12 protein-coding genes are annotated in these 11,926 nt (G+C 60.8%); 8 read left to right on the forward strand and 4 right to left on the reverse strand.

Annotated features, from left to right (window positions below; all coding sequences use genetic code 11):
- Nucleotides 1-6 precede the first annotated feature (6 nt).
- From blaOXA to blrA, 3 genes are all read right to left on the reverse strand, one after another.
- Nucleotides 7-801, reverse strand: coding sequence for an OXA-12 family class D beta-lactamase (blaOXA, locus tag OKC42_RS19995; protein ID WP_181270121.1), 795 nt, complete (start codon nucleotides 799-801; stop codon nucleotides 7-9).
- Nucleotides 802-885: 84 nt separating this feature from the next.
- Nucleotides 886-2,307: a beta-lactam sensor histidine kinase BlrB gene (gene blrB, locus OKC42_RS20000; protein ID WP_270820741.1), complete on the reverse strand. Its 1,422-nt coding sequence runs from the start codon at nucleotides 2,305-2,307 to the stop codon at nucleotides 886-888.
- The gene (gene blrA, locus OKC42_RS20005) at nucleotides 2,304-2,978 is read right to left on the reverse strand and encodes a beta-lactam response regulator transcription factor BlrA (protein WP_013724228.1); all 675 of its coding nucleotides are present in this window, start codon (nucleotides 2,976-2,978) and stop codon (nucleotides 2,304-2,306) included. Before blrA ends, blrB begins: the two co-directional genes overlap by 4 nt.
- Nucleotides 2,979-3,100: 122 nt before the next feature.
- Here blrA and OKC42_RS20010 point away from each other — a divergent pair, with 122 nt between their 5' ends.
- Together OKC42_RS20010 and glmS are read left to right on the forward strand one after the other, a co-directional pair.
- The gene (locus OKC42_RS20010; protein WP_005355851.1) at nucleotides 3,101-3,874 is read left to right on the forward strand and encodes a DeoR/GlpR family DNA-binding transcription regulator; all 774 of its coding nucleotides are present in this window, start codon (nucleotides 3,101-3,103) and stop codon (nucleotides 3,872-3,874) included.
- Nucleotides 3,875-3,930: 56 nt separating this feature from the next.
- A complete protein-coding gene (gene glmS / locus OKC42_RS20015; RefSeq protein ID WP_270820742.1) occupies nucleotides 3,931-5,763 on the forward strand; it encodes a glutamine--fructose-6-phosphate transaminase (isomerizing) in 1,833 nt (610 codons plus the stop codon).
- Between the two features lie 59 nt (nucleotides 5,764-5,822).
- Here the strand turns inward: glmS and OKC42_RS20020 are convergent, their stop codons facing one another.
- Entirely contained in the window at nucleotides 5,823-6,599 is a 777-nt protein-coding gene (locus OKC42_RS20020) for a helix-turn-helix transcriptional regulator (RefSeq protein WP_270820744.1), read from the reverse strand.
- A gap of 210 nt (nucleotides 6,600-6,809) precedes the next feature.
- Between OKC42_RS20020 and OKC42_RS20025 the strand changes: the two genes are divergently transcribed.
- Genes OKC42_RS20025 through OKC42_RS20050 form a run of 6 tightly spaced genes read left to right on the forward strand, consistent with a single transcriptional unit; the run spans nucleotide 6,810 to nucleotide 11,637 of the window.
- Entirely contained in the window at nucleotides 6,810-7,571 is a 762-nt protein-coding gene (locus tag OKC42_RS20025) for a DUF3450 domain-containing protein (RefSeq protein WP_005357258.1), read from the forward strand.
- Nucleotides 7,568-8,872, forward strand: coding sequence for a MotA/TolQ/ExbB proton channel family protein (locus OKC42_RS20030; protein ID WP_270820745.1), 1,305 nt, complete (start codon nucleotides 7,568-7,570; stop codon nucleotides 8,870-8,872). The genes OKC42_RS20025 and OKC42_RS20030 overlap by 4 nt, the downstream gene beginning before the upstream one ends.
- Entirely contained in the window at nucleotides 8,869-9,399 is a 531-nt protein-coding gene (locus OKC42_RS20035) for a MotA/TolQ/ExbB proton channel family protein (protein WP_042037184.1), read from the forward strand. The genes OKC42_RS20030 and OKC42_RS20035 overlap by 4 nt, the downstream gene beginning before the upstream one ends.
- Nucleotides 9,396-9,797, forward strand: coding sequence for an ExbD/TolR family protein (locus OKC42_RS20040; RefSeq protein ID WP_005339369.1), 402 nt, complete (start codon nucleotides 9,396-9,398; stop codon nucleotides 9,795-9,797). Before OKC42_RS20035 ends, OKC42_RS20040 begins: the two co-directional genes overlap by 4 nt.
- Nucleotides 9,794-10,456 (forward strand): energy transducer TonB, encoded by a 663-nt coding sequence (locus OKC42_RS20045; RefSeq protein WP_021230422.1) that lies wholly within the window; start codon nucleotides 9,794-9,796, stop codon nucleotides 10,454-10,456. Before OKC42_RS20040 ends, OKC42_RS20045 begins: the two co-directional genes overlap by 4 nt.
- Nucleotides 10,457-10,458: 2 nt before the next feature.
- The gene (locus OKC42_RS20050; RefSeq protein WP_270820749.1) at nucleotides 10,459-11,637 is read left to right on the forward strand and encodes a hypothetical protein; all 1,179 of its coding nucleotides are present in this window, start codon (nucleotides 10,459-10,461) and stop codon (nucleotides 11,635-11,637) included.
- The last annotated feature ends 289 nt before the right edge of the window (nucleotides 11,638-11,926 follow it).

The following is an 11,926-nucleotide window of genomic DNA, read 5'->3' on the forward strand; positions in this document are numbered from 1 at the left end:
GCGATCTCACTGCTTTTTAAGTTGTGCAGGCAGGGCGGCCAGCACCTCCTCTTTCGCCTTGAGGGAGGCGAACTGCTTGCCGGGCTTTTGCACCACGGTATGGACGAAGATCAGTTGCTTGCCCGGTTTGCTGGCCCAGCCGACGAACCAGCCGATCTGCTGATCGCGGTTGAGGCTGCCATCCAGCTTTTTCGGGTAGCCCATGCCGGTCTTGCCGTGGATCTGCCAGCCGTCGATCTCGCTCACCTTGAGGATATTGGCGGTGTACTGCAGGGTCTGCGCCGAGACCGGCAGCTTGCCGCTCACCATCTTGCCGAGGAAGCGGGCCTGCTCCTCCGGACTGATGGCGAGGCTGGAGCTGAGCCAGGCCTGGGTCAGGCCGTCATGTTTGCCCGGATTGCCGGAGAGATCCCGATTGCCGTAGTCGAAGCGGTCGACATATTGCTGGAAGCGCTCCATCCCCAGCCATTCGGTGATCTGCTGGGAGAACCAGACCACCGAGTAGGTTTCCCAGCGGCGTGGGGTAGTGGTTTCGCGCCAGGCGGGCAGCCAGCCATCGTAGTTCGGCTTGTAGGGCAGTGCCGGATGCTCTTCATCCACCAGATAGCCACTGTCGTAACCCATCAGCGCCAACGGGATCTTGAAGGTGGACGCGGGCGGCAGCTGGCTGGAGCAGTCCCCTTCACTGGAGAGGGTCTGGCCGTTGCCGTCAGCATAGAGAAAGCAGCCGCTGGCGGCGGAGGCAGGCAGGGCTGCGAGCAGACCGGCAGCCAGCAGGCTGGAGAGAAGCAGGCGGGACATAGCATTTCCTTGAGCAAATGGATGAGAGAAAGCGGCAGTCTAATGCCGCTTTGTGTGGGGAATGTGAAGTTGCGGGGGGGGGGGCTAGGCGAACGGCAGCCAGAGTTCCGCCAGCGCGCCCCCTTCCGGCCGGTTGCTCAGGGTCAGACGACCGCCATGCTGGTGGGCTACTTCATGGGCGAAGCTGAGCCCCAGACCACTGCTCTTCCCCTTGTCCGGGCGCGGCAGGGAGTAGAAGCGCTCGAAGATGCGCGGCAGGGCGTAGTCGGGGATGCCAGGGCCGCTGTCGGTGACCCGAAAACAGTAGCCCTCCTCCTGCTGGCTGCCGCTCAGGGTGACTTGCCCGTTGGCGGGAGAGAAGTCGATAGCGTTATCCAGCAGGTTGCCGATGGCCTGCTCCACCAGCAGCGGATCCCACTTCTGTTTCGGCGCGCTGGCCAGCTCGGCCACCAACTCGACCTGACGGCGCTGGGCGATGATCTGGCGGGCGTCGAGGGTGCGCTTGCCCAGTTTTGCCGGTTCCACCGACTGGCGATCCAGCCCCTGCCCCGACTCCAGCCGCGCGAGTTGCAGCATTCGCTCGATCAGCTGCTGCATGCGGGCGGTTTCCAGATTGATGTTGCCGATAAAGCGTTTGGCAACTTCGGGGGGCGGCGCTTCGGCCAAAATCTCCCCTGCCCCGCGAATGGCGGCCAGCGGGCTCTTCAGCTCGTGGGTCAGGCTGTGAACATAGGCTTCGATGTAGCTTTTGCCATCGAGCTGGTGGCGCATGGTCTCCAGCGAGCGGCCGAGCCGATCCAGCTCGACGGTGTGCAACTGCGGCAGCGGTGCCGCCTCCCCCTTGCTGACCGAGTCGGCGTAGTGCACCAGCTTGCCGATGGCGCGGTTGAGCCACCACACCAGCAGGCTGCCGATCAGCAGCGAGATGAGCAGCATCTGGCCGCCGGCCCGCAGCAGCTCCTGTTCCCCCCGTTCAATGGCGGGCATCAGGGTGCGATTCGGTTTGGCGACGGTGAGGGAGCCGATGATCTCGGCCCCTTCCCGCAGCGGCGCCGCCACATACATGGTCGAGCTGGCGGCATCCTCGGGATCGGTGCGGGTGCTGCGGGCGCCATACTGGCCGCGCAGGGTGCGGTAGACATCGTTCCAGCGGGAATAGTCCTTGCCCAGATCTGTACCGTCGGAGTCGTAAATCACCATACCCTTCTGGTCAGTGACATAGATGCGGTACTCCGCCTGCTGCTTGAGGTGGCCATCGATCATCGCATTGATGGGATTCTGGTTGAGGCGGGCGAAGGCGCTGGCCAACCGCCCGTTCATCATATTCCCCTCTTTCAGATCATCGAGCGCCAGCGGCGCCAGCAGCTGGGTCATGTCTACCAGGGTATCCTCGGTGGCGCTGCGCACTCCCGGTTTTATCTCCTCGACGAAGATTTCCAGCACGAACCAGGCGGCCAGCGCGAAGATCAGTAGCAGGCCGCACAGCAGTTGCAACCCGAGTCTCATGCTAGCTCCAGGCTGTAGCCCAGTCCGCGATGGGTGAGGATCAGGTTGGCCTCGGGATCATGTTCGCGCAGCTTGGCGCGGATGGTCTTGATGTGGGTATCGACGGTGCGATCCAGACTCTCCTCCGCATCCTGCCACACCAGATCCATCAGCTGCTGGCGGGAGTAGACCCGGCCCGGCGCAAGCATCAGGGTCTTGAGCAGCAGATATTCGTAGCGGGTGAGGGCCAGCGGTTGGCCGCGAAAATGGATGCGGGCCCGCTCCTCATCCAGTACCAGCAGGGCGCTGGGCTGGGGGGCGACGGGCTGGCTGCGGCGCAGGATGACCCGCACCCGGGCACACACTTCCCGTGGCGAGAAGGGTTTGGCCACATAGTCGTCGGCACCGATCTCCAGCCCGATCAGCCGGTCTATCTCCTCGCTGCGGGCGGTGAGGAACATCAGGGGGATATCGGTCAGCGCCCTCACCTGCTTGCAGAGTTCGAAGCCGCTGATGTCGGGCAGCCCCACATCGAGGATCAGGAAGTCGGGTCGAGTCTGTTCCAGTCGTGTCAGCAACTGTTGGCCCAGCATGAACCACTCCACCTCGAACCCGTCGGTCTGCAGGGCGTAAATCAGGGTGTCGGCGATGCTGGCCTCATCCTCCACCAGCCAGATGACTCTCTTTTGCATGGCATCCTCGTCGCAAATTGGCACCCCATTCTGGCATCGAACCAAATCGGATCCTATTTGCTGTTTTATTTTTCCGAAAAAGGGGCTAATATTTCGATGTTCTTTCGAATCGAAACTTAAAAATGACCAAACGTAATACTCAACAACGCCGTCACACCATAGTGACCCTAGTACAAGAGCAGGGTGAAGTGAGCGTCGACGCTCTCGCCAAACACTTTTCTACCTCCGAAGTGACCATCCGTAAAGATCTGGCGGTACTGGAGACCGGTGGTCTGCTGCTGCGCCGTTACGGTGGTGCTGTCCCTTTGCCGAGCGAGATGGTGGTCGAGGTCAACCCTGAACAAGTTTCGAACCGAAAGTTAGCCATTGCCCGTGCGGCGGCCGAGCGGCTGCGTGATCACAACCGCGTCATCATCGACAGCGGCAGCACCACCAGCGCCATGATCCCCATGCTGGGCAACAAGCGCGGCCTCATCGTGATGACCAACTCCCTCAATGTGGCCGGAGCCCTGCGCGAGCTGGAAAATGAGCCTACCCTGTTAATGACCGGTGGCACTTGGGACCCTCACTCCGAATCCTTCCAGGGGCAGGTGGCGGAACAGGTGCTGCGCTCCTACGACTTCGACCAGCTCTTTATCGGTGCCGACGGTATCGACCCGGAGCGTGGCACCACCACCTTCAACGAGCTGGTGGGCCTGTCGCGGGTCATGGCCGAGGTGTCGCGGGAGGTCATTGTGATGGTCGAATCGGAAAAGATCGGCCGCAAGATCCCCAATCTCGAACTTCCCTGGTCGAGCATCCATACCCTGGTGACCGACGAGGGGCTGGCCAGCGAGGCCAGAGAACAGATTCAAGCCCAGGGGGTGACGCTTATCTGCGCCCCGGTCACTTGCTGACATCGAGCTCTGAACCATCCAACTGACTTTACGATTTGCATCTCAAGGAGAAGTGTATGTGTGGCATCGTCGGGGCTGTTGCCCAACGTGATGTGGCTGAAATTCTGGTAGAGGGCCTGCGCCGTCTGGAGTACCGCGGTTATGACTCAGCCGGTGTGGCCGTGTTCAGCGCCAACCAGCCGTTGCAGCGGGTTCGCCGTCTGGGCAAGGTGGCCGAGCTGGCCAAGGCGCTCGACGAGCAGTCCGTCCATGGCGGTACCGGCATCGCTCATACCCGCTGGGCCACTCACGGCGAGCCCTCCGAACGCAACGCTCACCCTCACGTCTCCGAGCATATCGTGGTGGTGCACAACGGCATCATCGAGAACCACGAAGAGCTGCGGGAAGAGTTGAAGGCGCTGGGCTATGTGTTCAGCTCCGACACCGATACCGAAGTGATTGCCCATCTGGTTCATCACGAGCTGAAGAGCGCCGGTAGCCTGCTGGCCGCCATGCAGACTGCGGTGAAGCAGCTGCGCGGTGCCTACGGTACCGTGGTGATGGACAGCCGCGACGACAGCCGCGTGGTGGTGGCCCGCTCCGGTTCACCGCTGGTGATCGGCCGCGGTATCGGCGAGAACTTTATCGCCTCCGATCAGATGGCGCTGCTGCCGGTGACCCGTCGTTTCATCTTCCTGGAAGAGGGTGATGTGGCCGAAGTGACCCGTCGCGATGTACAGATCTTCGATACCAACGGCAACGCCGTGGTGCGTGAAGAGCAGGAGTCCGAACTCTCCCACGATGCCGGTGACAAGGGCGAATACCGTCACTACATGCTCAAAGAGATCCACGAGCAACCCAAAGCGATCACCAACACCCTGGAAGGGCGTCTGGGCAGCGATCACGTGGTGGTCGAATCGTTCGGCAACGGCGCGCGCGCCATCTTTGACAAGGTCGAGCACGTGCAGATCGTTGCCTGCGGTACCTCCTATCACTCCGGCATGGTGGCCCGCTACTGGTTCGAAGAGATCGCTGGCGTCTCCTGCGATGTGGAGATCGCCTCCGAGTTCCGCTATCGCAAATCGGTAGTGCGCCCCAACAGCCTGCTGGTGACCCTCTCCCAGAGCGGCGAGACCGCCGATACCCTGGCGGCGCTGCGTCTGGCCAAGGAATCCGGCTACATGAGCTCGCTGGCTATCTGCAACGTGCCGGGCTCTTCGCTGGTGCGTGAATCGGATCTGGCCTTTATGACTCGCGCGGGGGCAGAAATTGGTGTGGCCTCCACCAAGGCATTCACCACCCAGCTGGCTGGCCTGCTGATGCTGGTGGCCTCGGTCGGTCACTGCCGTGGCCACCTGAGCGCGGCTGCCGAAGCCGAACTGGTCAAGGCGCTGCAAGCCCTGCCGGTGCGTATTAAAGAGAGTCTGGCGCTGGCCAAGGATATCGAAACCCTGGCCGAAGAGTTTGCCGACAAGCAGCACAGCCTGTTCCTCGGCCGTGGCAGCCAGTACCCCATCGCCATGGAAGGGGCGCTCAAGCTCAAAGAGATATCCTACATCCACGCCGAAGCCTACGCCGCTGGTGAACTGAAGCATGGCCCGCTGGCGCTGATCGATGCCGAGATGCCCATCATTGTGGTGGCGCCGAACAACGATCTGCTGGAGAAGCTCAAGTCCAACGTGGAAGAGGTGCGCGCCCGTGGCGGTATCCTCTACGTGTTCGCCGATGCCGATACCGGCTTCAATAGCGACGAGACCATGCGGGTCACGAACCTCAACCATGTGGAAGAGGTGATCGCCCCCATCGTCTATACCGTGCCGCTGCAGCTGCTCTCCTACCACGTTGCCCTGATCAAGGGCACCGACGTGGACCAGCCGCGCAACCTGGCAAAATCGGTGACCGTCGAGTAAGTCACTCTCTCAAATGAAAAAGAGCCGCAATTGCGGCTCTTTTTGTTTCGGCTGAGGGGTTACGACAGCCGCAGGTTGGTGATGGTGACCTCGTCGAGGGAGGGCACTATGATGCCGCTGGAGATCCCTTTGGCGATGGCCTGACTGCGGTTCTTTGAGTCGGTCTTGTTGGTCACCTGGGTCAGGTGAAAGTTGACCGTCCGCTCACTGATGCCGAGGATGGTGGCGATCTCCCAGGAGGTCTTGCCCTCGCTGGCCCAGAACAGGCACTCCTTCTCCCGATCCGACAGTTCGGTCAGGTATTTCATCATATCCGGTCTGCTTTTTATCAGTTGCAGCGCGGAGTTGAAGATGTAGCTGGCGCAGAACGACAGCAGCGGGACATTTTCAAACATCAGGTCGGAGTTGGATTTCTCCTTGGTGATGAAAGAGAGGATGCCGTGCTCGCCCTGCGGGGTGTGCAGCGGAAAGGAGACGCCATTGCGTACCCCGAAATCAGCCGCAAGGTTCATCACGTCGCGGCTGGCGCTGGGTAGCCAGGGCGAATCGCAGTCGAGCTTGTTCCAGAAGATCGGCTGGGTCTGTTTCAGCCCCAGATAGACCACCGGATCCTGGGTCAGATACTGGTTTTCGCTGTAGGCGTCAAACCAGGTGGTCGGACAGTTGTTGAACAGTGCCACGTGGGATTTTTGCATGCTGATGGGGAAAATAATCAGCAGCCGAAAGTAATCAAAGCCCATTTGATGACTGAAGCGCTCCAGCAGTTGCTGGATATCACTGGTTTTTGTTGCCTTGGTGAACTTGTCGATATGTTCCCAGATCGCATCGTTGAGCATTACTTTCTCCTTTTTCGATCTCTATCACACTGATCGAAAAGATTTTTTATCGTTATTTATATTTGTGCGGTGGCTATTGGCGCCACTTATTCCGTGCGTGCTTAAAAATTATCCTGTTTTTGTGCATAAAGGCCAAGAAAATCCTCTCGTTGCCAGTCCGCCCTGCATTTGAGATAATGATAATAGTTATCATTAGTAAGATGTATTTCAATGAACAAATTATGGGGTGTGGCCCTGCTGCCACTGTCAGTCCACTTTGCTGCCATCGGGGATGAGCTGGTTGCTCCCGCCCTCAAGAACAGCATAGCTGCCGGGAAAGCCTCCCAGCAGCGGGTGGAAAAAGCCGCCGATGCCGCCGTTGCCGCACGACTGGAGCTGCAAAATGCCCAGCTGCAACTGCGTGACCTCGAAGCCTACAACCGCTACATGCAATCTCTGGTGGCCGATCAGCAAAATGAGCTGGGTAAATTGAGCCAGCAGCTGGAAGCGGTGCAAGAGACCCGTCAGGGCTTGATCCCGCTGATGTTGCAGATGCAGGCAGATCTGGAACAGCTGGTGCAAAACGACATCCCGCTGCGCAAGGAAGATCGGCTGGCGCGGGTTGAACAGTTGAAAGCGACCCTGGCCCGCGCAGACGTTAGCGAGGCGGAGAAATTCCGTCAGTTGCTGCAGGCCTATCAGATCGAAGCCGAATATGGCAGCCGGATGGACAGCTATTCCGCCGAGCTGGAGCTGGATGGTGCCCCGCGTCGGGTCGATGTGCTGGCGCTGGGTCGGGTCTCCCTGCTGGCAATGACGGCCGATCGCAGTCAGGCATGGCGCTGGTCTGCCGAGGCGAAGCAGTGGCAAGCCCTCGACAGCCAGTGGCTCTCCCCTATCGCCGAGGCGATGGATGTGGCCGCCGACAAGAAAGTTCCCCAGTTGCTCAATGTCCCCCTCTCTGTCAGCCGTAGTCAGGAGGCCCAATCATGAGAGTCACCATGAAGTGGTTCCCCCTCCTTATTGCTCTCTCCTGCGGTGCCAATGCCGCTGTCGCTGATGAGTGGCAGCAGCAGGAACAGGCTCGTGAACAGCAGGCTCAGCAAGATCTGGCGACCGTTGCCAAGGAGCTCGGCACTGCCCGCGCCAGACTGGCCGAGGCCCAGCGCTTGAGCAAGGAGCTGGCTGGCAAGTTCGCCAGCAACGAGAAGCAGCTGGTCGAGCTTAACGCCCAGTGGGAGCAAGCCTCCGGCGACATGAACGAGATCTTCGCGGTCACCCGTCAGGGCGCCAGCGATGCGGTCAAGCTGCTGAGCGAATCCGCCGTCGAGGGCCAGTACCCGGAGCGTCTCGCCCCGCTGAAAGCCATGGCACAGGATAAACAGGTGCCGGATCGCGCCGCCCTCGCCCTGCTGCCCGCCACGCTGCTGCAGGAGATCCGCGAATCTGGCCGGATTGCTCAGTTCAACGGCAAGGTGCTCGATGCCCAGGGGGCTGCCAGCGAGCAGTCGCTGACCCGGGTTGGCAGTTTTGCCCTGCTGGGGAGCGAAGGCTTCCTGCAACCGACTGCCGAAGGCTTGAGCCCGGTACTGGGTCTGCCCGGTAGCGTGCTCTCTGCCGTTGCGGCTTATCAGGGTCAGGAAGGGGAAGCGCTGCGGCTGGATCCTTCGCATGGCACTCTGCTGGCGATGCTGGCACAGGCGCCCACCTTCTGGCAGCAGGTACAACAAGGTGGTCAGGTCGGCGCCATTATCGTGCTGTTGGCCGCCATCGGTTTGGGTATCGCTGCGGTACGGCTGTGGAGCCTCTCCCGCGAACTGGGTCGGGTGCGCCGCCAGCTCAAGAGCGGTGAGTATCACGCCGACAACGCTCTCGGCCGGGTGCTGACGGTGGCAGACAAACACCCCGAGCTGAGCATGGAGACCCTCGAGCTGCGTCTTGATGAGGCGATCCTGCAGGAGACTCCTCGCATGGAGCGCGGCATCGGCATGGTCAAGGTAATCGCGGCCATCGCCCCCATGCTGGGTCTGCTCGGTACCGTGACCGGGATGATCGGCACCTTCCAGGCCATCACCCAGTTTGGCACCGGCGATCCCAAGATCATGGCGGGCGGCATCTCCATGGCGCTGGTTACCACGGTACAGGGTCTGGTTGCGGCCATTCCGCTGATCCTGGCCCACAGCCTGCTGCAATCGCGCTTCACCGAGCTTTCCAATGTACTGGAGCAGCAGGTAGCCGGCATTCTGGCCGAGCGCGCCGAGAGCAATAACGGCGGGATGGAGCGAGCAGCATGATGCTCGACATCTGGCAACAGCTGCAGAGTTTCATGGGCCGTGGCGGCCCTGTGCTCTGGGTCATTCTGGCCCTGCTGGTGCTGATGTGGATTTTGATGATCGAGCGGCTGCTCTACCTCAATCTGGGTTTCGGCCCCTTGCAGCAACAGCTGCTCGGCCGCTGGCAGGCTCGCCGCGAGCGCCACAGTTGGCACGCCCGGGCAATCCGCAGCCGCTGGCTGGCGCAGGCGGAGCTGGAACTGAACCGTCATCTGATCTTCATCCGCACCCTGGTGGTGCTCTGTCCCATGCTGGGGTTGCTGGGCACTGTGACAGGCATGATCGGCGTATTCGATGCGTTGGCCGCGGCCAACCGCTTTAACCCGGAGAGCATGGCGGGCGGGATCTCCCGCGCCACTATCCCCACCATGGCGGGCATGGTGGTGGCGCTCTCCGGCGTGTTGTTACTCAGTCGGCTCGAGAGTCAGGCCAAGCGTGCGCTGGCCAAGACCCGGGACGGCCTGCGAGAAGAGAAGGTAATGCAATGAGACGGCAATCCAAACGCCAGCGTGACGAAGTGCAGATCGACATGACCCCCATGCTGGATATCGTGTTCATCATGCTGATCTTCTTTATTGTCACCACCTCCTTCGTGCGTGAAGCAGGACTCGAGGTGCACAGACCCCAGGCCAGTCAGGCCAAGGCGCAGAAATCTTCCAGCATCATGCTGGCGATCGGGGCTCAGGGTCAGATCTTCCTCGACCGCAAGCAGATCGATGTGGAGCGGGTACAGGCCACCATCGCCCGTCTGCTGGCGGAGCAACCCGATGCCAGTCTGGTGATCCAGGCCGACGAGCGGGTGCCCCACGGCAAGGTGGTGCGGGTGATGGATGAGGCCAAGGCGGCGGGTATCGCCAATATCGCTGTGGCGGTGGCGCCGAAATGAAATACAAGCTGATGAGCCTGGGGCTGGGGGTTGCCCTCAGTCTGGGCATCCTGCTGTTCATGGCCACGCTGGTTGAACCGCCCCGGGGCGAGAAGGTGGCGAGCGAACAGAAGCCCATCGTCATCAATATGCAGAACGAGGTGACCGAGGTGCAGGTGCGCGAGCGTCCGGTGCCGCAGGAGCCCGAGCCTCTGCCAGAGCCTCCCGCTGCATTGGCCTCGACACCGCTGCCGATGCCTGCCGCGGCCCCTTTGGCGGCCGTTGAGCCGAGTCTGGATCTGGTCTCCAGCCTCAGTGCGGTGCAGGTCTATGCCCCCGGCGTGGCGACCAGTACCGCACCGGTATTGAGTGGCAACTACCACGGCCAGCAGCAGGGAGCGGGTATCGGCGCCGGTGACATGCTGATGCCGCTGCAACGGATCGAGCCGGTCTACCCCTATCGTGCCCAACAGTCAGGGATCGAAGGATTCGTCACCCTGCGCTTTAGCGTGAATGCGGAAGGTGGCGTGCAGGATGTGGAAGTGGTCGAGGCCAAGCCCAAGCGTCAGTTCGAGCGGGCGGCCATTCAGGCGATCAACAAGTGGCGCTATCAGCCGAGACCGGGCGCCACCGACAAGCTGGTGCAAGTCATCACGCTCAAATTCAAACTGGAGTCATAACTATGTTGCGGATCTGGATCTGTCTGCTGGCCCTGGTCGGCCAAGCCTGTCTGGCGATGGAGGTCAGCCCTCACTTCTCCCGTCAGCTTGAACCCGTGATGAAGCTCTATCAGTCCGGTCAGTGGCAACAAGCCCAGAGCAAGGCATCCGGCCTCAAGCCAAATAGCGATGCCGAGCGTGCCTGGCTGGCGCAGTTGCAAGCCTCGCTGGCGGCCAATCTGCAACAGACCGCCCAGGCGAGCCGTTATGTCGAACAGGCTCTTGCCTATAAAGAGTGGCCCGAGCAGCAACAGCTCCAGCTGCTGCGACTGCGCGGCGATATTCAGGCCCAGCAATCCAACTGGTCTGGTGCCATCGCCAGCTACAAGGCGGCACTGGCACTCAAGCAAGACGATGCACTACGCCTGCGTCTGGCCGGCCTCTATTACCACAACAAGCAGTACGGTGACGCCGCCGGCCAGAGCGAACAGTTGTTGAAGAAGGGTTGGCAGAAGCAGGCCGCAATTATTCGCCTATCCGCCCTCACCGCCCAGCAACGTTATGGCGTGGCGGCCGATCAGGCGGCCGAGCTGATCCGTCACGAGCCGACAGAGAGCAAATGGTGGCAGCAGGCGGTGTCGCTCAACCTCTCCGCCAAACGTGGCGATCAGGCGTTGGCTCTGCTGCAAACAGCTATCGATAGAAAACTGATGGATGATGCGTCTGCCCGCAATCAGCTGATCCGCCTCTATGCCTGGCAAGGGCTGCCTTATCGTGGTGCCCGTCTGCTGGAGGCGGCCATGGCCAAGGGACAGATGAAGCAAAGTGCCGAAAATCGCCAACTGCTGGCCCAATTATGGGAAGGTGCCCGGGAGTGGTCACAAGCGGTCGATAGCTGGCAGCTGCTCGCCAACCAGCATGGTCAGCCCAAAGCCGCTATGCGCGCCGCCGAACTGCTGCTGCAACAGGGGAAGACAGATGCTGCCATGACCCAGCTCGCCGCCATCAAGTCGGTAAAAGGCGAGCAAGGCAATCGTGCCAAAGCGCTGCTGGTGCAGGCACACCTTAATAAGGAGCAGTATGCCCAGGCGCTGGAACTGGCCCGTGAGCTGCAGCAACAGGATAACTGGCAGCAGAAGGCAACCAGCTGGGTCAACTATATCCGGGCACAAAGCGAAGAGTTGAGCAAAAAAGCGGCGTAAAAGAGATGCCAAGGGGTTGTTTTGGGGTGTTCAGTTCGCTTTTTCAGCAAACGAACGCATTTTTGCAAAAAGCCCTTGTCATCCCGGCGCGGCTCCCTATAATGCGCCCCTACCAGCACGGCGGAACACGCCGAACTGATGAGCCAGCTTCCTAGTGAAGTGGGCGCCGAAAGAAAAGCGAAAACAATCGCTTGACTTTCGAAGTGAGGAGCGTAATATGCGCCTCCTCAACGCGACAAGCGTGACGCTCTTTAACAATTTGAATCAAGCAATCTGTGTGGGCACTCAC

It is taken from the genome of Aeromonas sp. Y311-2 (assembly GCF_027706025.1).
In the GTDB taxonomy this organism is placed as follows: domain Bacteria; phylum Pseudomonadota; class Gammaproteobacteria; order Enterobacterales; family Aeromonadaceae; genus Aeromonas; species Aeromonas veronii.